At 73.4% G+C, this 20,800-nt stretch carries 16 protein-coding genes; 12 read left to right on the top strand and 4 right to left on the bottom strand.

The annotated features are described in order from the left end of the window. The first annotated feature begins 2 nt into the window (after window positions 1-2). Entirely contained in the window at window positions 3-410 is a 408-nt protein-coding gene (locus ACFVS9_RS25720; RefSeq protein ID WP_389935823.1) for a molybdopterin-binding protein, read from the top strand. Window positions 411-511: 101 nt separating this feature from the next. Here the strand turns inward: ACFVS9_RS25720 and ACFVS9_RS25715 are convergent, their stop codons facing one another. Beyond that, on the bottom strand, window positions 512-2,032 hold the full coding sequence (locus tag ACFVS9_RS25715; RefSeq protein ID WP_389935820.1) for a helix-turn-helix domain-containing protein: 1,521 nt from the start codon (window positions 2,030-2,032) through the stop codon (window positions 512-514). 240 nt (window positions 2,033-2,272) lie between these two features. On the opposite strand from ACFVS9_RS25715, the gene ACFVS9_RS25710 reads away from it, so the two are divergent. The 9 genes from ACFVS9_RS25710 (at window position 2,273) to ACFVS9_RS25670 (ending at window position 14,021) form a co-directional block, all read left to right on the top strand. Further along, window positions 2,273-3,097 carry an FAD binding domain-containing protein gene (locus ACFVS9_RS25710; protein WP_383117512.1) on the top strand — a complete coding sequence of 275 codons (825 nt, stop codon included), beginning with the start codon at window positions 2,273-2,275 and terminating at the stop codon, window positions 3,095-3,097. Next, entirely contained in the window at window positions 3,094-5,856 is a 2,763-nt protein-coding gene (locus ACFVS9_RS25705; RefSeq protein WP_389935818.1) for a molybdopterin-dependent oxidoreductase, read from the top strand. The genes ACFVS9_RS25710 and ACFVS9_RS25705 overlap by 4 nt, the downstream gene beginning before the upstream one ends. 124 nt (window positions 5,857-5,980) lie before the next feature. Continuing rightward, complete coding sequence (locus tag ACFVS9_RS25700; protein WP_383117514.1) at window positions 5,981-6,472, top strand: molybdopterin-dependent oxidoreductase; 492 nt, start codon at window positions 5,981-5,983, stop codon at window positions 6,470-6,472. Window positions 6,473-6,649: 177 nt separating this feature from the next. Then, window positions 6,650-7,045 (top strand): molybdopterin-binding protein, encoded by a 396-nt coding sequence (locus tag ACFVS9_RS25695; protein ID WP_383117515.1) that lies wholly within the window; start codon window positions 6,650-6,652, stop codon window positions 7,043-7,045. 98 nt (window positions 7,046-7,143) lie between these two features. Further along, entirely contained in the window at window positions 7,144-7,953 is an 810-nt protein-coding gene (modA, locus tag ACFVS9_RS25690; RefSeq protein WP_383117516.1) for a molybdate ABC transporter substrate-binding protein, read from the top strand. 76 nt (window positions 7,954-8,029) lie between these two features. Next, the gene (locus ACFVS9_RS25685; protein WP_389935815.1) at window positions 8,030-9,979 is read left to right on the top strand and encodes an ABC transporter permease; all 1,950 of its coding nucleotides are present in this window, start codon (window positions 8,030-8,032) and stop codon (window positions 9,977-9,979) included. A 140-nt stretch (window positions 9,980-10,119) separates the two neighbouring features. After that, on the top strand, window positions 10,120-11,403 hold the full coding sequence (locus tag ACFVS9_RS25680; RefSeq protein WP_389935813.1) for a methyltransferase domain-containing protein: 1,284 nt from the start codon (window positions 10,120-10,122) through the stop codon (window positions 11,401-11,403). A 232-nt stretch (window positions 11,404-11,635) separates the two neighbouring features. Further along, window positions 11,636-12,292, top strand: a complete 657-nt coding sequence (locus ACFVS9_RS25675) for a molybdopterin-dependent oxidoreductase (RefSeq protein WP_389935811.1) — start codon at window positions 11,636-11,638, stop codon at window positions 12,290-12,292. Between the two features lie 436 nt (window positions 12,293-12,728). Continuing rightward, on the top strand, window positions 12,729-14,021 hold the full coding sequence (locus ACFVS9_RS25670; protein WP_389935808.1) for an MFS transporter: 1,293 nt from the start codon (window positions 12,729-12,731) through the stop codon (window positions 14,019-14,021). Window positions 14,022-14,291: 270 nt separating this feature from the next. On the opposite strand, the gene ACFVS9_RS25665 is transcribed toward ACFVS9_RS25670, so the two are convergent. The 3 genes from ACFVS9_RS25665 to ACFVS9_RS25655 form a co-directional block, all read right to left on the bottom strand. Beyond that, window positions 14,292-15,248, bottom strand: coding sequence for an ion transporter (locus tag ACFVS9_RS25665; protein ID WP_389935887.1), 957 nt, complete (start codon window positions 15,246-15,248; stop codon window positions 14,292-14,294). Between the two features lie 288 nt (window positions 15,249-15,536). Further along, the gene (locus ACFVS9_RS25660) at window positions 15,537-16,121 is read right to left on the bottom strand and encodes a TerD family protein (RefSeq protein WP_383117521.1); all 585 of its coding nucleotides are present in this window, start codon (window positions 16,119-16,121) and stop codon (window positions 15,537-15,539) included. 171 nt (window positions 16,122-16,292) lie between these two features. Beyond that, complete coding sequence (locus tag ACFVS9_RS25655; RefSeq protein WP_383117522.1) at window positions 16,293-17,651, bottom strand: peptidase C39 family protein; 1,359 nt, start codon at window positions 17,649-17,651, stop codon at window positions 16,293-16,295. Window positions 17,652-17,836: 185 nt separating this feature from the next. On the opposite strand from ACFVS9_RS25655, the gene ACFVS9_RS25650 reads away from it, so the two are divergent. Then, window positions 17,837-18,451, top strand: a complete 615-nt coding sequence (locus ACFVS9_RS25650) for a uridine kinase (RefSeq protein WP_383117523.1) — start codon at window positions 17,837-17,839, stop codon at window positions 18,449-18,451. A gap of 367 nt (window positions 18,452-18,818) precedes the next feature. Beyond that, window positions 18,819-20,714: an AAA family ATPase gene (locus ACFVS9_RS25645; RefSeq protein WP_383117525.1), complete on the top strand. Its 1,896-nt coding sequence runs from the start codon at window positions 18,819-18,821 to the stop codon at window positions 20,712-20,714. Window positions 20,715-20,800: the final 86 nt, after the last annotated feature.

Genomic DNA, 20,800 nt, shown 5'->3' with positions numbered 1-20,800 from the left:
AGGTGCCCTCGTACAGCATTGGCCAGGCCGCGGAGCTGCTGGCCGTCAGTCCGGAGACCGTTCGCCGCTGGGCGGACGGTGGTCATCTCGCGATGGATCGCGGCGGTTCGGGGAACCGGGTGATCGACGGCGTCAGCCTGGCCGGCTTCGCCACGGAGCGGGCGGCGGGCCTGCATCCCGTGCCCGGGGAGATCCTGACCTCGGTGCGCAATTCGTTCGCCGGGATCGTCACCGCCGTGACCGTCGACGACGTCGTGGCCCAGGTGGAGATCCAGTCGGGGCCGCACCGGCTGGTGTCGCTGATCAGCCGCGAGTCCGTGGAGGAACTGGGCCTGGAGGTCGGGGTCCTGGCGACGGCCCGGGTCAAGTCGACGAACGTGCACATCGACCGGCCCGGGGCCAGGAGCTGAGGGAGCCCGGACCGGGCTCAGGTGCTGCGGGAGCCCGGACCGGGAGCCAGGAGCTGCGGGAGCCCGGACCGGGGCCCAGGTGCTGCGGGGGCCCGTCCCGGTCAGCGGCACAGCAGGGCCGCGCGCAGGTCGAGCTTGTGGCCGAGCCGCGAGAGGTCCCGGCCGGTGAGCTTCTCTATGCGCCGGACGCGGTAGTGCACCGTGTTGACGTGCAGGTGAAGGGCTTCGGCGGTCCGTGCCCAGGAGCCGTTGTGGGCGAGGAAGACCTCCAGGGTCTCCAGGAGCATGCGTTCGGAGGGCCCGTCCCCTTCGACCAGGGGACCCAGGGTGCGCCTGCTGTAGACCTCGCGCACGGCCTGCGGGATTCCCGCGACGAGGGCGTGCAGGGTGGTGAGGTCCTCCACGGAGGCCGGCCAGGTCGCCTCGGGAGCCGTCGCGCGGGCCACGGCCCGCGCGTGCCGGGCCTGTACGAGACTGCCGCGGAGTCCCCCGGGCTCCGCGGCGTACGCCCCCGAGCCCGTGTGGAGCACGGCCGAGGGGTCGCACGCGCGCAGGACCGGGCCGACCGTCCCGGACCAGTCCTCGCCGTCGGCGGCTCCGCCCTGGAGGACGGCCACCGCCTCGCCGCCGTCGAGTCCGGCGACGGCGAAGGGCCGGGCGGGGCCGTGGCGCAGCGCCTCGGTAAGGGCGTCCGCCGCCGTGCGGTCGTCGTCGTGCCCGGCCAGCCGGGCCGTGACGGCCTGGTAGGGGCCTTCGGCGGGCAGGCCGCACTCCTGGAGCGCGGACCCGAGTGACACCGCGTCGGTGCCCGGCGCCTCGATCAGGCGGACGAGCGCGCGGGCCCTGTCGCGGGCCGCGCGTTCGCCCCGGGCGCCGTGGTGGCGGTGCTGGGCCAGTACGTCGGTTATCTCGTGCAGGACGCGCGGCGGGGCGGCGGCGGGGTCGGGCAGGTGGAGGTGCCAGACGTCGTAGGGGGTGCCGTCCGACTCGACCCGCAGGGTGGTTCCCGCGGTGGCCCGCAGGCGTTGTGCGCCCTGTCCGGCCGTCAGGGGCGGCGCCGGCGAGGTGCGGGCGACGGTGCGGCCGCTCGCGCCGAGGAGGTAGGCGGCCGGGGTTCCCAGGTGCGCGAAGGCGCGGTCGAGCAGCCGGCCGGGGTCGGTGCCGGACGCCACGAGGGAGCTGAGTTCGTCACGTACGTTCTCGGGCAGCGCGTGGTGGCGGGCCGGGCGGCGGCTGAGGTCGCCCCACTGCATGAGGTAGACCGCCTCGGTGACGGCCCGGAAGCTGGTGTGCGCGGGTACGGCGAGGAGGGCGACGCCCTGGGCGCGGCAGGAGTCCACGAGGGCGCCGGGCACGGTGCCGTGCGTCTCCTCGCCGGCGAGGAGGGCCGCCGCGCCCGCCGCCCGGAGCGCCGCGACGAAGCGGTCCGCCTTCCCCGGGCGGTCGGCGGGATCCCACCAGACCAGGCCGCTGAGGACGACCTCGCCCGGCTGGAGGAAACGGGTCGGGTCCTCCAGGTCGGTGGCGGTGACACCGCTGATCTCCCGGGCCAGGAGGGGGCCTTCGCCCCACAGCAGGGTGAGGTCGAGCGCTTCGAGCTGGAGGAGGTTTTCGACGTGCATGGTCTTGCTCCTTGCGCGGCCGGCGGCCTGGAACCCGTCATCTCACATTAACGAGGCGAACACGAGTCAGGTCATCGTAAATGCCAGGCTGAGTGAGCGGTATATCTCTTGGTTGATCCTCTAGCATGCGGGGCGGCGACTCGTGCTTTTTCGTGTGGTGCACCAGTCGTGAGCGAGGCCGCCCCGTTGCTTCACTGAGCTCGACGGTGGCCGAGCACCTCGGCCGGAGCGGAGTGCGCCATGGACCTGAACACCGTGCGGGAGGTACGCGATGCCCGCGCCGGTGCCCCCTGGGAGCCGGGCGACGCCTGGCTGGCCGGCGGCACCTACCTGTTCTCCGAACCACAGCCGCACGTGCGGCGGCTGGTGGATCTGGGCGCGATGGGCTGGGAACCGGTCCGGCGGACCCCCGACGGTTCCCTGGAGATCGCCGCGACCTGCACCGTCGCGGAGCTGTTCCGCTACGGGCGGGAGTGCGGGGAGCGGGCGGCACCGCTGTTCGGGCAGTGCTGCGGGGCGTTCCTCGCCTCGTTCAAGATCTGGAACGAGGCCACGGTCGGCGGGAACCTCTGCAACGGGCTGCCGGCCGGGCCGATGATCTCGCTGACGGCCGCCCTGGACGGTGAGTGCCTGCTCCGGGCGCAGGACGGCTCGCTGCGACGGGTGCGGGTGGCCGACTTCGTCATCGGTGCGGGCCTCAAGGACCTGGGCGAAGGGGAGTTGCTGCGTTCCGTGACGCTCCCCGCCCGGTCGATGGCCTCGCGGACCGCCTTCCGCCAGGCGTCCCTCTACGGCCTCGGCCGCTCCGGCGTCCTGGTCATCGGGGTGCTCGACCCCTGGGACGGTTCCCTGGCGGTGACGGTGACGGCGGCCACGGTCCGTCCCTTCCGCGTCTGGTTCCCGTTGCCGCCGGACGCCCGGGAGCTGCGGGGCGTCCTGGACGGCACCGTCGGCGACGCCGGCTGGTTCGACGACATCCACGGACTGCCCGCCTGGCGGCGCCACATGGCGCTGCGTCTGGCCGAGGAGATCCGCAGCGAGCTGACCACGGAGGGCGTCCGATGAGCTTCGGGATCCATGTCAACGAGCAGCCTTTCGACGCCGAGCCGCGGCCGGGGCAGTGTCTGCGGACCTATCTGCGCGAGCGCGGCTGGTTCGGCGTGAAGAAGGGGTGCGACGCGGGTGACTGCGGAGCCTGCACGGTCCACGTGGACGGGAAGCCGGTGCACTCCTGCCTCTACCCCGCGCTGCGCGCCGACGGGCGGTCGGTGACCACGGTGGAGGGTCTGGCCCGGGACGGCGAACTCCACCCGGTGCAGCAGCGGTTCCTCGACGCCCAGGGGTTCCAGTGCGGCTTCTGCACCGCCGGCTATCTGATGACCACCGTGGCGCTGGACGAGGAGCAGCTCGGTGACCTGCCGCGCGCCTTCAAGGGGAACCTCTGCCGCTGCACCGGCTACCGCGCCATCGAGGACGCCGTACGCGGGGTGAAGCACGTCGAGGCCCCGTGCGCGGGTGCCGCCGTGGGCCGCAGCCTCCCGGCGCCCGCGGGACCGCAGGTGGTGACCGGGACGGCACGGTACACCTTCGACATCGACGTTCCCGGTCTGCTCCACATGAAGCTGCTCCGCTCCCCGCACCCGCACGCCCGTGTCCTCGCCGTCGACACCGCCGCCGCGCTGCGGGTGCCGGGGGTGCGCCTGGTCCTCACGCACCAGGACGCCCCGGAGCGGCACTACTCGACCGCGCGGCACGAGCATCCCACGGAGGATCCCGACGACACCCGGCTCCTCGACGACACCGTGCGCTACGTGGGCCAGCGGGTCGCGGCCGTGGTCGCCGACAGCGAGGCCGCCGCCGAGGAGGGCTGCCGGCGGGTGGAGGTCACGTACGAGGTGCTGCCCGCGGTGTTCGACCCGGAGGAGGCGATGCTGCCCGGCGCGCCGGTCGTGCACGCCAAGGACGCGGGCACGGCGCGGATCGCGCGGCCGCGGGACAACGTGGTGGGCGAGGTCCACGGGGAGACGGGCTGTGTGGAGACCGGGTTCGCCGAGGCCGACGTGGTGTACGAGGAGACGTTCCGCACCCAGCGGGTCCAGCACGCGAGCCTGGAGACGCACGGCGCCGTCGCCTGGCCCGAGCGGACGGAGGAGGGGGCCGAGCGCATCGTCGTACGCTCCAGCACCCAGACCCCCTTCCTCACCCGGCGGGCCCTGTGCGCGCTGTTCGACCTGCCGTTGGAGAGGGTCCGCGTGGTGGCCGGGCGGGTGGGCGGCGGGTTCGGCGGGAAGCAGGAGATGATCGTCGAGGACGTCGTGGTCCTCGCCGTGATGCGTCTGAACCGCCCGGTGAAGCTGGAGTACACCCGGGCCGAGCAGTTCTACGGCGCCACCACCCGGCACCCGTTCACCGTGCGTGTGAAGGCCGGCGCCCGGAAGGACGGGGCGCTGACGGCGATCCAGCTGCGCGTGGTGGCCGACACGGGGGCGTACGGGAACCACGGGCCGGCGGTGATGTTCCACAGTGTCGGTGAGTCGATGGCCGTCTACCGTGCTCCGCACAAGAGGGCCGACGGGTACTCCGTCTACACCCACGCCGTACCGGCGGGCGCGTTCCGCGGCTACGGGCTGGGGCAGGTCGTCTTCGCCGTGGAGTCCGTGATGGACGAGCTGGCCCGGATGCTCGGCATCGATCCCCTGGTGTTCCGGGAGCGGAACGTCATCGGACCCGGTGAGGCCCTGGTCAGCCCGGGCGGTGAGGAGGAGGACCTGCACATCGCGAGCTACGGACTCGGCCAGTGCCTGTCCATCGTGCGCGAGGCGCGGGCGGAGCCCGCCGAAGTGGCCCCGCGGGGCTGGCTCGTGGGCGAGGGGACGGCGCTGTCCATGATCGCGACGGGGCCGCCCGGCGGGCACATCGCCGATGTCCGGATCGGCCTGCGGGCCGACGGCACCTACGACCTGGCCGTGGGCACCGCGGAGTTCGGCAACGGCACCACGACGGTGCACCGGCAGATCGCGGCCGGTGAGCTGGGCACCACCGTGGACCGGATCACCGTGCGCCAGTCGGACACCGACCTCGTCGAGCACGACACCGGGGCCTTCGGGTCGACGGGAACCGTGGTGGCGGGCAAGGCGACCCTCCGCGCCTCGCAGACCCTCGCCGACCGGATCCTGGGCTTCGCGGCACGGCATCTCGGCGTGCGGCGCGAGGAGTGCGCCCTCGTGGAGGGCGGGGTCGGGTACCGCGGCCGCCGTGTCCCGCTGAAGGAGCTGTACGCGGCGGCCCGTTCGGCCGGCCAGGACCTCGTGGCGGACGGGCACTTCGGCGGAACACCGCGTTCCGTCGCCTTCAACGCGCAGTGGTTCCGGCTGGCCGTGGACCCGGGCACGGGTGAGATCAGGGTCCTGCGCAGCGTGCACGCGGCGGACGCGGGCAAGGTCATGAACCCGATGCAGTGCCGCGGCCAGGTGGAGGGCGGTATCGCGCAGGCGCTGGGGGCCACCCTCTTCGAGAACGTCCGTCTGAACGAGCGCGGTGAGGTCACCACCACCACGTTCCGCCAGTACCGGCTGCCGCAGTACGCCGACATCCCGCGCACGGAGGTGCACTTCATGGAGACCTCCGACGCGATCGGGCCGCTCGGGGCGAAGTCGATGAGCGAGAGCCCCTTCAACCCGGTCGCGCCGGCCTTCGCGAACGCCCTGCGGGACGCGACCGGGATCCGGTTCACCGAACTGCCCCTGACCCGCGACCGGGTCTGGCTGGCGCTCGACCGGCGGGCGCGCGGCGGCGACGGCGGGCGGGCGGATCCGGCCCGATAGCCCTGCCGAGGCTCCCGGACGCCAGGCACGGCAGGGGTATCGCCTCGCAGTCACGGTTCCTCGGGGCGGCTGCTGGGCATACCTTCTGACAGCCGCCCCGCGGGCCGTTCGACTGGGGGATCCCATGAGCCGACTCAGTGCGCGACCCCGCTCCTCCCCCGCGCGGTCCGCCTCGTTCGCCGTACTCGGCGACGTCGTCCGCCCGGCCAGGCTGACGGTGGCGGATCTGCGGACGGGATGGGAGCAGCACCGGGCCGAGGTGGTCTTCGACTGCGCGACCAACGGTCCCCAGCGGCACCGGTACGAAGGGCCGTTGCTGCGCGAGGTGGTCCTGGAGGCGCAGCCGCTGTTCGACGTCCGCCGGCGCAAGGACCGTTCCCGTTTCGTCCTCGCGGTGTCCGGCGGGGACGGTCACCGCACGGTGCTGGCCTGGGCGGAGATCGACGCCGATTTCGGTGACGCCCCCGTCCTCCTGGCCACCCGGATGGACGGGGAGGACCTGGACGCGGCGGGAAGCCAGCTGGTGGTGCCGGTGGACCGGTGCGGGGCGCGGTACGTCAGCGCCATCACCCATGTACGGGTCGGCGCGTGGCCGGATGCCGGGCGGCCGGACTGAGGCCGGGCGACTGCCGGGCGCACCCCCGCTCGCACCGCGCCGGGCGGGGACGGAACCAGGGAGTCCGGCCCGGGAGGGCGACGGATCTTGGACCATCCTCCATCAGCGGGCGCATTTACCATGGATGTTCGTATTAACCTTTGTAAATACAAGCTCAGTTCCTCTAATCTGTCGCACATGCAGTCCTACACCATCGGGCAGGCAGCGCGCCTGCTCGGCGTCAGCCCGGACACCGCGAGGCGCTGGGCCGACGCGGGCAGGGTCGCGACCCACCGCGAGGAGGGCGGGCGCCGGCTCATCGACGGCCGTGACCTGGCGGCGCTCTCCGTCGAGGTCGCCCGGGGCGGACCCGGTGAGGACGGCGTGTCCCGCACCTCGGCGCGCAACGCGTTCCCCGGCATCGTCACCGCCGTCAGGCTCGGCGACGTCGCGGCCCAGGTGGAGGTCCAGTCGGGCCCGCACCGGCTCGTCTCCCTCCTGAGCAGGGAGGCGGTCGAGGAACTCGGACTGGAGGTCGGCATGCGGGCCACCGCCCGCGTGAAGTCGACCAGCGTGCACATCGACCGCACCTGAACCACCGCTCCACAAAGCGGCGTCGCCGTCCCCGGCGCGGCTTCCAGCATCCGCTCGGACGGCACCGGCCGACCGCGTCCCCAAGGAGTCCCACCCTCATGTCCCACATCTTCACCCGCCGTCGTACCTCGGCCGCGATCCTCACCGCGGCCCTCCTGGTCCCGCTGGCCGGCTGCGGCAGCGACGACGACAAGGCCAAGGACTCGGGCGGCACGGGCACCGGGTCGGCGTCCGGGGCGCCGGGGGCGGACCTGACGGTCCTGGCCGCCGCCTCGCTGACCGACGTCTTCAAGACGGCCGGCGCGGCCTACGAGAAGAAGAACCCGGGGACCAGGGTGACGTTCTCCTTCGCCGGTTCGCAGGAGCTCGCGGCCCAGGTCAAGCAGGGCGCGCCCGCCGACGCGCTGGTCACCGCGGACACCAAGACGATGGACGGCCTGAAGGCCGACACCGGGACGCCGACCGTCATCGCGAAGAACCGTCTGGTGATCGCCACGGGCGAGGGCAACCCGGAGAAGGTCGCGGACCTGAAGGACCTGGCCGACCCCGGGCTGAAGGTCGTCCTCGCGGCCCCCGAGGTCCCGGTCGGGCGCTACAGCAAGCAGATCCTCGACGCCCAGAAGATCGTCGTGAAGCCGGTCTCGCAGGAGCCCAACGTCCGCGCCGTCCTCAGCAAGGTCGAACTCGGCGAGGCGGACGCCGGTCTCGTCTACAAGACGGACGCGGCGACGGCGACCGACAAGGTCGACACGGTCGACATCCCGGACGCGCAGAACGCCGTCGCCTCCTACCCGGCGGCGACGCTGAAGACCTCGAAGCACAGTGAGGCCGCGGCCGCCTTCGTGACCTGGCTGTCCAGCCCCGAGGCCCAGCAGATCCTCGCCGGCGCGGGCTTCCAGAAGCCGTAACAGCCGTCACCCCCCGCGGGCTGCCCGGTCCCCCGACCCGGCAGCCCGCGGGCACCTCCAGCATCAGGGACCCTCGATGAGACGCCTCCGCCGCAGTACCACCGGCCCCCGCGCCCCGATCGCTCTGGCGATCCCCGCACTGCTGGCCATCGCCTTCCTGCTGATGCCGCTGATCGGGATCCTGGCCCGCACCTCGTGGGCCGACCTGGGCACCCATCTCACCAGCCCCGGGACGACCGAGGCGCTGAAGCTGTCCCTGATCGTCTCCGGCTGGGCCCTGGGGATCTCCCTCGTGCTCGGTGTGCCGCTGGCCTGGCTGCTGGCCCGTGTCGACTTCCCCGGGAAGGCGTTCGTCCGCTCCCTCGTGCTCCTGCCGATGGTGCTGCCGCCGACCGTCGGCGGTGTCGCCCTCCTCCTGGCCTTCGGCCGGCGCGGACTGCTGGGCCCCTGGATGGAGGACACGTTCGGACTCACCCTGCCGTTCCACACGTCCGGCGCGGTCCTCGCCGCGACGTTCGTCGCCATGCCGTTCCTCATCATCAGCCTCGAAGGGGCGCTGGGCGGGCTGCGTCCCCGTTACGAGGAGACCGCCGCCTCCCTCGGGGCCTCGCCGGTACGGGTGTTCTTCACCGTCACCCTGCCCATGGTCGCCCCCGGTCTCGCCGCCGGAGCCGCGCTGACCTGGGCGCGGGCGCTCGGTGAGTTCGGCGCGACCATCACCTTCGCCGGAAACCTCCCCGGTACCACGCAGACCCTCCCGCTCCAGGTGTACCTGCTGCTCCAGGACAGCCCGGAGGCCGCCACCTCGGTCTCCCTGCTCCTGCTCGTCATCGCCATGGCCGTGCTCGTCGCCCTGCGCGGTCGGTGGACGGGCACGCCTCGCGCCGCCGCCGCCCGGCCGACGGCTCCGGGGGACGACACCGCCCCCGCCACGCCGGAGGACGGGCGGATCACCCCCGAGGCCGCGCCGGAAGCGGAAGGGGCCGGGGAGCACTGGCCGCTCCACGCGGACGTCACCGGCTTCAACACGCTCACCCTCGACGCGGACGGCGGAACCACCATCGCCGTGGTCGGTCCCAACGGCGCCGGCAAGACCACCCTGCTGCGCGCGCTCCTCGGCCTCACCCCCCGGGCCCACGCCGAACTCCGCCTGGGCGACACGGATGTCACCGCGCTCCCGCCGCACCGCAGAGGCGTCGCCTGGGTCCCCCAGGACGGCGCGCTCTTCCCCCACATGAACGCGCTGGCCAACACCGCGTACGGTCTGCGCGCGCGTGGCGTCCCCCGCGCCGAGGCCCGTCGCAGCGCCCGGGCGTGGCTCGACCGCCTGGGCGTGGGCCATCTCGCGGAGCGCAGGCCCGCACAGATCTCCGGCGGCCAGGCCCAGCGTGTCGCGCTGGCGCGGGCGCTCGCGGCCCGGCCGCGGCTCCTCCTCCTCGACGAACCGCTCGCCGCCCTCGACCAGACCACCCGGGCCCACGTGCGGCACACCCTGCGCCGTCATCTCGACGGCTTCGGCGGCGTCTGCCTCATCGTCACCCACGACCCCGTAGAGGCCGTGGCGCTCGCCGACCGGGTCCTCGTCCTCGACGACGGGCGGACCCTCCAGGACGCCCCGCCCGCCGAGGTCACCCGCCACCCCCGCTCCCCCTGGGTCGCCCGCATGCTGGGCCGCAACGCCTGGCCCGGCACCGCCACCGAGGACGGCGTTCGGCTCACCGGCGGCGGAACCCTGGTGGCCGCGGACCCGCTCACGCCCGGCACGGACGCGCTCGCCGTCATCGCTCCGGAGGCCGTCTCCGTACACCGGGAGAGGCCCACCGGCAGTCCCCGCAACGTCTGGCCGGGCACCGTACGGGAGATCACCACCAGTGGCAGCCGACTGCGCGTGCTGATCACGTCGGACCTGGCACCGGACCTCGTCGCCGAGATCACGCCCCAGGCCGTCGCCGATCTCGGCCTCGCCGAGGGGACGTCCGTCTGGACGAGCGTCAAGGCCACGGAGGCGACCGTGGTCGCCGTCTGAGCGGCCTCCGGTGCCCACGCGGCCCCCTCGCGGGCCGGAACCACCCGTCTGCGAGGCAGATCCTTCGTAGGATTCGCAGATGCCATGTGTGCGCGCCGGATCGCTCGCATGCGTGGATCGCGCGAACGAAGGATGGATCGATGAGCGTCGTAGTCCTGCAGCACGTGCCCGGCGAGGGTCCGTACGCGATCGCCGCCGCGCTGGAGTCGGCGGGGCTGCGCATGAGGCTGTGCCGACTGTGGGAGGGCGATCCCGTACCGGACGGCCTCACCGGGGTCGAGGCGGTGGTGGTGATGGGCGGGCCGATGTCGGCCCGTGACGACGCGGGGTTCCCCACGCGCGAGGCGGAACTGGCGCTGCTGCGGGCGGCCCTGGCGGCGGACGTCCCGGTGCTCGGGGTGTGTCTCGGCGCCCAGTTGCTCGCGGTGGCGGCGGGCGGAGCGGCCCGGACCGGGACGGGGACGCAGATCGGGTGGGGCGGGATCGGCCTCTCCCCGTCGGCGGGCACGGACCCGCTGTTCGCGGGCCTTCCGGAGCGGCTCACGGTGCTGCACTGGCACGGCGACACCATGGACCTCACCGACCGGGCGGTCCTGCTCGCGTCGTGCGACCGCTATCCCGTACAGGCGTTCCGGGTGAACGGCAGTGCGTGGGGCCTCCAGTTCCACCTGGAGGTCGACGCCACGGCCGTCGAGGCCTTCGCCCGGGCCTTCCCCGAGGACGCCGCACACGCGCCCGGCCTCCTGCCCGACACGCCGGGGAGCCTGGCCGCGCTGGGACCGCACCGCGACCGGGTGCTGGGCCGGTTCGCCGCGCTGGTGGCGGCACGCTCCGGCCGCACGGCGACGCGCGCCTTCTTCACGCCGAGGGCCGGGGCGTGGGAGGACCGCTTCGCGCACCAGGCCCCCGCGTACGCGGCGGCAGTGGCCCGCATGGGCCTCAAGCCGGGTCAGACGGCCCTCGACCTGGGCTGCGGCACCGGCCGCGCGCTCCCGGCGCTGCGGGCCGAGGTCCTGCGGGACGGCACGGTACTGGGCGTCGACGTCACCCAGGCGATGCTGGGCGCGGCGGCCCGCACCGGGCGTTCGGGGCTGGCGCACCTCCTGCTCGCGGACTGCGGCCGTCTGCCGCTGGCCTCCCGCTCGGTCCACGGGATCTTCGCCGCGGGGCTGCTGGACCACCTGCCGGACCCCTCAACGGCGCTCCGGGAATGGGCCCGGGTCGCGACCGCCGACGGCACCCTGGCCGTCTTCCACCCCTCGGGCCGCGTGGAACGCGCCGCCCGCCACGGCCGCACACCGAGCGCCGACGACCCGCTGGCCCGCCCCAGCCTGGAGCCGGCGCTCCAGGCGGCCGGGTGGGACCTGGTGGAGTACGACGACGCCGAGGGCCATTTCCTCGCCCTGGCGGCTCTGACCCGCTGAGAGGCCCACGGACCGTCCGGCGCGGCGGAGTAACTCCTCAGACACAGGGATCGCTTCTCACATTCACGAGGCATGCGCGATCGAACCCGTCGCAGCTGCTATGTAAAGTGTGCGGTATGCCTCGTTCCTGACGTTCCTCCGCTGCCCGAGCGCGAGACGTCGTGGAGGAGCGGGCCGACGCCGTCCGGAGGATCGAGCGCGGGGCAGATCCGACGGAGACAAGGGAGCCCGCATGGGAAGCGACCACCCCGGGGCACCGGGCGGAACACCCCGTACACCCCACCCCGTTCCCCCCGGTCAGCACCGTGTGCACGGGTGGCCGGTCTCGCACTACGGGCCCGTCCCCCGCTTCCGGCCCGAACGCTGGAACCTCCGCGTCCACGGCGCCACCGCCACCGGCCGCGAGCAGGTCTGGACCCTCGGCGAACTCGGCGCGCTGCCCCACGTCACGATGACCGCGGACCTGCACTGCGCCACCGGCCCGACGTCCACGGACCACGAGTGGTACGGGATCCCCGCCGGGGCCGTCCTGGACCTGGTCCCGCCCGCCCCGGACGTCACGCACGTGATGGCCTGGGCGGAGTACGGTTACGCCGCCAACCTGCGCCTGCGCGACTTCGCCACCCCCCGCACGCTCCTGGCGACGCACCACAACGGCGAGTCCCTCACCGCGGAGCACGGCTTCCCGCTGCGCCTGGTGGTCCCCCACCTCTACGGCTACAAGAGCGCCAAGTGGCTGCGGGCCGTCGAGTACCTGACCGAGGACCGCCGCGGCTTCTGGGAGGAACGCGGCTACCACACCGTCGGTGACGCCTGGCAGGAGCAGCGCTACTCCTACCAGGAGCAGGAGGAGGACGGAGCGGCGCCCGCGGCTCACCGGCCGCACTGATCACCGGCGGCCGGGGGACGGGCGCCCGGTGGACCCGCCGCCCGGCACACGCGGGCGCCCCCGGGAACCCGCGCACGGCGCGACAGGACGAGGGCGCCCGCCGGACCGCTCCGGCGTCCTTCACGCACGGATCCCGGTCCGTCCACCGGCGTCCGGCCTGTCCCGATCTCTACGCGCGGTGTCCCGTTTACTCGATTGCGACACCGCCGAGCCCTCTCCTACACTGCACGAACGCGAAGTAAGCCTTACCTAACCTTGCTTTGGATGCTCCACGAACCATCCCGGTGCCCGGGCGTGGACGGACCGGCACCCTCGGGCACCCGTAACTGTGGAGTTCGGCCATGCATGCGTATCGTCCGGGGCCGTCGGCCGCCGCGTCACCACGGGTCACGGGGAGCCGGATCTGCGCTCCCGGGCCGACGGAAGGCCGCACCCCGTGACCTCGAAGCTCTCCGCCGTCCTGCCCGACCTCTCGCCCTGGCGGTCCTCCCGTGACTTCCGGCTCCTGTGGGTCCAGGGGCTGATCACGAACTTCGGCAGTTTCATGGCGCTGGTCGCCCTGCCGCTCCAGATCAAGGAACTGACCGGTTCGCCCCTCGCGGTGGGCGCGATGGGCGCCGTCGAGCTGGTACCGCTCGTGGTCTTCGGGCTGTACGGCGGAGCGCTCGCGGACGCGGTGGACCGGCGCAAGGTCATCCTGCTCACCGAGGCCGGGCTCGGAGTGCTGGCGGGCGTCCTGCTGGTGAACGCGATGCTGCCGGAGCCGATGCTGTGGCCGCTGTACGTGGTGGCGGCCGGGGTGGCGGCACTGGCCGGGCTCCAACGGCCCGCGCTGGACTCGCTGCTGGCCCGGATCGTCCCGCACGACCAGCTGGCGGCGGCCGCCGCGCTGAACGCGTTCCGCTGGCAGGCCGGTGCCATCGCGGGCCCCGCGCTGGCGGGCCTGGTCGTGGCGTACGCGGGCAACGTTCCGGCGTACAGCACGACGGTGGCCTGTTTCGCCGTGTCGGTGGCCCTGTGCCTCCGGCTCGCCCCGGTGCCTCCGGCCGAGAACGCCGGGAAGCCGTCGCTGCGGGGCATCGCGGAGGGCGCGCGGTACGCCTGGTCGCGCCCGGTGCTGCTGGGAACCTACGCGGTGGACCTGGCGGCGATGTTCTTCGCCTTCCCGAACACGATCTTCCCCTTCCTGGCCGACGAGCTGGACGCCGACTGGTCCCTGGGCCTGATGTACACGGCCGGGTCGGTCGGCTCGGTGCTGGTGAGCCTGACCAGCGGCTGGGTGTCCCGGACCCAGCGGCACGGGCTGCTGGTCGTGTTCGGCGCGACCGGCTGGGGCCTGGCCATCGCGGCCGCCGGCTGGGTGTCGAACGTCTGGGTGGTACTGGTGTGCCTGGCCCTGGCCGGCGCGGGCGACATGCTGAGCGGGCTGGGCCGGTCGACCATCTGGAACCAGACCATCCCCGACGAACTGCGCGGCAGGCTGGCCGGTATCGAGGTCCTCTCCTACAGCGTCGGACCCCAGCTCGGCCAGGTCCGCGCGGGCGCGATGGCCGGATGGACCGGCGCGCGCCCGGCGATCTGGACGGGCGGCCTCGCCTGTGTCGCCTCGGTCGGCCTGCTCGCCGCCGCGCTGCCCAAGCTGCTCACCTACGACGCCCGGACGGACGAGGACGCCTGTCGCCGCCGCACGGCCCACGCCGCCGCGACGGGCGAGCCGGAGACGGCGTGACCGGTCCGCGGCACGCGCGCACCACCGGCGCGGGCCTTCACCGCGACGCGTGGTCCCACCGCGCGCGGGCCTTCACCGCGACGCGTGGTCCCACCGCGCGCGGGCCGGTCCCGGGAGCCCCGGTCACGATGCGGTACGGACAGCAGTCAGCCATGAGGCCCTCCGGTGGGCACGCGGCAGCCGTTCGCCGCAGGGGCGTCGTGCCCGCGCCCTGCCGTCGGGCCGGGCGCCGGGGCCACCGCGAGCGGCCCGGGTTCCCGGCCCGAGGCGTCACACCGGTCCGGACCGGGTACTCCCCGTCGGGACGCCCGCACCCACGTCACGGGGGCGGGGCAGGGGCGGCGCCGCCAGACTCCCCTCCAGTTCGTCGAGGGCCCTGCGCGCCGCGGCGATACGGGCCCGCACCTCTTCGGGCGGCATCGGGATCACCACGGGCACGGGCACGGCCGGCACCGGTTCCCGCCCCCCGGACTCCTCCTCCTCCATCGCGCGTGCCTCCTCCAGGGACGTGATGACCACACCGATGAGGACGTTGACCAGGACGAAGGACGCGATCAGGACGTACGAGGCGTAGTAGAGGATGCTCCAGCGGGAGATCTCCAGGCCCGCGCGGACCGCGTCGCCGAGGCCGTCCAGTGTCATCAGCAGGAACAGGGTGAGGACGGCACGGCCGATGGAGCCGAAGTGCTCCGGATCCGCGGCGGCGAAGAAGACCCAGCCGACCATGGCGTACACGTACAGCAGCAGTCCGCCCACGAGCAGGAAGCTGACCGTGCCGGGCAGGCTGCGGCCCACCGCGACCAGCACGATGCGCAGTTGGGGCAGGAAGCGGGCGGCACGCAGCACCCGTGCGAGGCGGAGCAGCCGCAGGACCGTGGCGTTCTCCCGCACCGCGGGCAGGAAGGCGCACGCCACGACGACCAGGTCGAAGAGGTTCCAGGGGTCCCGGAAGAACTCCTTCGGCCGGTCCGCGTGGGCGGCGATCCGCAGGAGTATCTCCACGGTGAAGACCGCCAGGAATCCGTGCTCGACCAGCTTCAGCTCGTCGTGGAACCGGTCCGTGACCCCGCTGTAGGTCTCCACGCCGAGCACGGTGGCGTTGGCGAGGATCAGCACGAAGACGGTGACGGCGAACCAGCGCGCCTCGGTGACGACACGGCAGCGCGCGGCGACGGAGGCACGCCTGGCGGAGGGAACTGAGCGAATCGGGTTGGTGCTCACGGGAATTGGATCTTACGGGCCCCGAGGGGCGCCGGACGACGCGCGACGGGCGGCGCCGTGGTCCCGGCGCCGAGGGGGCGCGCCCACGCGGTGCGTACCCCGTCCGCCGGATGGGCGCGGCCGGCGCCGGACGGTCCCGCCAAGGACCGACCGGCCGTCCGGACCGCGCGACGGAGAGCGGCGAACATCGTTCGTACCGAGGGAAGTTCGACGCCCCGGGCCGGCCGTCGTGATCCACCGCAGGAGAGCGGAGGACGGAGGGCCCGGGCGCGGACCGCGCGAGGGAGCCGGTCCCTACTTGCTGATGGCGAAGCGCATCAGGGCGTGCTCGTCACCCTGCTTGATCTTGCCCGTCACGTTGATCACCTCGAGCTTCCAGGCGCCGCCGACGCGCACGGCCTTCGCCACCGCGCAGCCGTTGTCCTGGGTCAGCAGGCTGGGCCATATGTCGGCCACCTGCTGGGTGGTGCCGCCGGTCGCGTCGTAGACCTTGAAGCTGATGTTGCGGGCCTTCTGGAAGGAACTGCTCTTCTTGAAGGCGGCGGCGACGAAGACGATCGAGGTGATGTTGGCGGGGACGCGTGCGAACTCGACCGTGACGGTCTCGTCGTCGCCGTCGCCGCGCCCCGTCTGGTTGTCACCGCTGTGCACCAGGGAGCCGTTGCCCATGGGGTCCAGCGAGTCGAGGCCGGCCAGGCGCACCGGGTCCGCGCCCTGCATGGCGATGGCGATCAGGTCGAGGTCGGTGCCCGTCTTACGGCGGAGCATGCCCATGACCCCTCCGCTGCTGCCGGCCGTGGGGTCCCAGGACACGCCGATGGACAGGTGGGTGACTCCGTCCAGGTCCGCGGGTCCGTCTTCTTTGCTGAGCGTGATCATGCGTGCGTCATCCTCTGCTGAGCGAACTACGATACGCAGAGTCTGCCTGGCGCCGCCCCAGTTGTGCGCGCTGGGTCCCCGGTCACCGCGGACCGGCACGGCCGCCTCAGGGCAGGGACGGCCGGGTGCGCTGCCGTCCGGGCGCCGGGGCGGCCGTGGGTCCTCGGGTGCTCAGGCCAGGCCGAGCGACCGCAGGACGCGGTGCTGGGCGGATGTCGGCTCGGCGGGCCAGTAGACGTAACAGACGCCGCCCGTGCCGCTCCTGACGGCTCCGTTGGCGTCGTAGCGCTTCGTGCGGAGCCAGATGTTCTCCCACTCGCGCCTCGGGTAGACACGGCGGACCGCGTCGTTGGACGGGGACGCGGGGTCGTTGGCGATCACGTCTCCGCCGGCCGTGAAGCCGATGACCGTCATCAGGTGGCCCGACGTCCCGTATCCCGCGCCCGTCAGTTCGCCCTTGAGGAACGACTGCGACGTGATGACCGGGATCCCCGCGCCGACCAGCTTCTCGACGTCGGTGAGTGACGCGAGCCGGGTGACCGTGGCGCTCATGTCCTTGTAGGCCGCCGCGTAGGCGGCGTTGAAGGGCCAGTTGCCGCAGCCCTCGTACTGGTAGTCGTAGGTGGAGCGCGCCGCGTGGCACACCTGGGGGTCGGCGAGGCCCGGCTCGACCCAGGCCAGGTCCTCGGGGGTGGGCCCGCGGCCCCAGTACTCGATGATCATCTGCGAGGAGGTGGGGCTGCACCAGGCCTCGCCCCCGTTGTCGTACTCCGGGTACTCCCCCACGTGGATGTTCTGCGAGTAGCGGGGCACCGCCAGCTCCCGGGCGGCTCCGGGTGCGGTGGCGGGGACGGTGAAGCGGTCGGGGACGTCCGAGGCCATCGCGCCGGCCCGGTGGACGGTGGGTGTGAGGCGGGTGCCGGGGAGCCGGTGGAGGGTGAGCCGCAGGCGGTAGGAGACCAGCCGCAGACCGCTCGCCGCGTCGTCCAGGGAGAAGGTGTCGGTCCAGACCGTGCTCCTGCCGTCGGTCTGGTCGTCCACGGAGGTGCGGCGGATGTCGCCGTCACCGGAGGCCCAGCGGCCCATCACGTACCAGGGCGTGTCCGTGCCGTCCGAGTAGCCGCCCCGGAGCTCGATCTGGATCCAGGTGCCCTGCGGGGTGTCGGCGTTCCAGGACGCGATCACCTCGGTGGCGGGGACGGCGGAGCGGTGGACCGGGGAGGTCCAGGTCGCGTACTCCCAGGCGGTGGTCGTGCCCGTGTGGGGATCGGTGTAGTCGGTGCTCCCGGCGGGGGCGGCGATCACCAGCCCCGGCCGTCGGCCGGCGACCGCGCGGGTCCCGGCCTGGGTACCGGAGCGCCAGTCGGTGTACGTCGTCCAGAAACGGTTTTCCACGAGTGGGGCGGCCGCCGGGGATGAGGAGGTACGGGAGGGGGCGGCGCTCGACGGGCCGGCGGCGGCCACGGCGCCCGCCCCGGCCGCCGCGAGCGCGGCGGTGAGCACGGTCCTGCGTGAAGTCGGTCTGGTCATGGGCGGGACCCCCGGTCGTTGAGCGGATGGGACTGCGGGTGCCGATCGGTGGGCCAACTATCGCGGGTCGGGACCGGCTCCGGCCAGTGATTCGCCTCGTGCCGCGCCGCCAATATGGGTCTGGACCACTGATGTGACCTGCGCGGGGCCCGGGGTGTACCGGCGCGCTCTCGTACGCTGGGGGCATGAACGACCTGGCGGACCACGCGCACCGGCTGCGCTCCCTGGCGCCGTCCTGCGGGCCGGTGCGGCTGATCGCGGTCGACGGCCACGCGGGATCCGGCAAGAGCACGTTCGCCGGCCGCCTGGCCGTGGCCCTCGACGACTGCCCGGTCCTGCGCCTGGACGACCTGGCCACGCACGAGGAGCTCTTCGCCTGGACGGGCAGGCTGCGCGAGCAGGTCCTGGACCCGCTGTCGCGGGGGGAGCCCGCACGCTACGCCCCGTACGACTGGACGGCCCGGCGCTTCGGGCCGCCGAGGACGCTGGACCCGGCGCCCGTGGTCCTGGTCGAAGGGGTGGGGGCGGGCCGTGCCGCGGTGCGGCCCTTCCTCGCGGCGCTGCTGTGGATCGAGGGGGACAGCGAGACGTCCTGGGAGCGGGGCAGGCTCCGCGACGGTCCCGGGCTCGCGGAGTTCTGGGACGGCTGGACCGTCGCCGAGCGGCGGCATTTCGCCCGTGATCCCTCGTACCCCTTCGCGGACGCGGTGATACGGCGGATGCCCACGGGATACGGGTGGCTGGATGGGCCCCGCCCGGCAGCGGGGACGAGTCGGACCGTCACGGAGCGTCAGGCCTGAGGGCCGCCGCACCGGCAGCCGCAAAAAGCCCCCACGGGCTCCCCAACTCGGCTTGACCGGGGGCCCGTACAGGTCTTACGTTCTCAATGTGCGGCTTTTCGGAGCCCCTTCAGACGCGAAGCCCCCGGTCGTTCCCCCGTGACCGGGGGCTTCGTTCTGCCCTCCCGTGCCCGCCCGGCCGGCCCTTCGCTCACCCTCGGTCACCGTGGCCGAAGCGCCGGTTACGTACTTAACCGCTCACTCCCCGTACAGGTACGATGCGTCCCGGATGTGGTCAATTCCCGTCCCCGGCACGGTGATTAGGTGCGCCGAGCTGGGCATGCTGTGCGGGCGGGACATTCTGGGGGCACGGTTTGTGGGGGACCTGATGGACATCGGCACGCCGGGCGCGCAGACCCCGGCCGATCTTGCCTGGCTGCGCGGGGTGGACGCCTACACGATGGGCGCGTACCCGCAGGCCGAGGAGGAGTTCAGAACCGCGGTGCGTCTGGACCCCGGCATGGCCGACGGCTGGCTGGGACTGCACGCGCTGCGGATCGACACCACCACGGCGCTGCTGCGCATGTACCGCCACCGCGAGCGCTTCGGCGAGCAGCGCGCCCGCCACCGTCGCACGCTCAACTCCTGGTACTGGCTGGGCTGGTGGGTGCAGCCGGTGCTGGAGAGCCCGCGCGATCTGCTCCTGGCCCACGCCTCGCACTGGCTGGACGGCCGCCATGTGCCCGAGCTGGACCGGGCGCTCGCGGGTCTGCCGCCGGTGGACGCGGATCCCCAGGTGCGCTTCCTGCACGCCTGCCGCTCCTACCTCATCAAGGACTGGGAGCAGCTCGTACGCACCACCGAGCAGCTCATCGACGATCCGCTGCTCGGTATCGAGGCGGGGCTCTTCGGCGGGATGGCCCGGGTGCGCCTGGAGATGTACGGGCAGGCGGAGCCCCTCCTGTCCGCCGCGCTGATGCGGTGCCGCAGCGAGCAGCCGCAGCGCAAGGAGCTGCGCTACTGGCTGGCGCGGGCCCACGAGGGCACCGGGCGCAGCGCGGCGGCCCTGCCGCTGTACCGGGCCGTGCACCGCGTGGACCCGGCCTTCATGGACACCTCGGCGAGGCTCGCGGCGATCTCCGAGGGGGACGGTTACGACGAGTCCGTCGATCTGGCCCCGGTCTCGCTGGCGGGCTTCGGCGCGGACGGCACGGGGGTGGAGGCGCGGACGGACGGGGACACGGCGCTCGGCACGGATCCGGGGGACGGCCGTGAGCCCTGGCTCGGCGGCGATCCGCAGGTCCTGCCCGGGGCGGTGACACCTCCGTCAGGCGGCGGGGCGCGGGAGAAGCGGGGGGCGCCGCGGGCGGTCTTCCCCGCCGGGCCGAGCGATCCGGCGATGCTCGCGGAGGCCTTGGCGGAGCTTGAGCGCATGGTCGGGCTGGAACCCGTGAAGCGCCAGGTCAAGGCCTTGTCCGCGCAGCTCAACATGGCGCGGCTGCGTGCGGAGCAGGGGCTGCCGGTGCAGCCGCCGAAGCGCCACTTCGTCTTCTCCGGCCCGTCCGGGACGGGCAAGACGACGGTCGCCCGCATCCTGGGCCGGGTGTTCTACGCGCTCGGTCTGCTGGGCGGCGACCATCTGGTGGAGGCGCAGCGGTCGGACCTGGTGGGCGAGTTCCTCGGGCAGACCGCGGTGAAGGCGAACGAGCTGATCGATTCGGCGCTGGGCGGGGTGCTGTTCGTGGACGAGGCGTACAGCCTCTCCAACTCGGGGTACAGCAAGGGCGACGCGTACGGCGACGAGGCCCTCCAGGTCCTCCTCAAGCGGGCGGAGGACAACAGGGACCACCTGGTGGTCATCCTCGCCGGTTATCCGGAGGGCATGGACCGGCTGCTCTCCACCAACCCGGGCCTCTCCTCGCGCTTCACGACGCGGGTCGACTTCCCGAGCTACCGCCCCCTCGAACTCACCGCGATCGGCGGGGTGCTGGCCGCCGACAACGACGACGTGTGGGACGAGGAGTCCCTCGACGAGCTGCGCAGCATCAGCGGGCACGTGGTGGGCCAGGGCTGGATCGACGAGCTGGGCAACGGCCGTTTCCTGCGCACCCTGTACGAGAAGAGCTGTGCCTACCGCGATCTGCGGCTCTCCGGTTACGCGGTGGCGCCGACGCGGAGCGATCTGGCCACCCTGCGGCTGCCGGACCTGATGCAGGCGTACGGCGAGGTCCTGTCGGGGCGCGGCCCCATGGACCGGGGCACCCAGGAGCCCGGCGCCCTGTGAGGCGCCGCCGGGCGGGACCCCCGGACCCCCCCGCGGCGGGGGTCACGCCACCGGGGCCAAGGCCGTAGGCACCGCCACCGTGCGGC

The organism is Streptomyces sp. NPDC058008 (assembly GCF_042886395.1).
GTDB lineage: Bacteria > Actinomycetota > Actinomycetes > Streptomycetales > Streptomycetaceae > Streptomyces.
The sequence above is the reverse complement of the archived record's forward strand: the minus strand, read 5'-3'. Positions and strand labels throughout refer to the sequence as shown.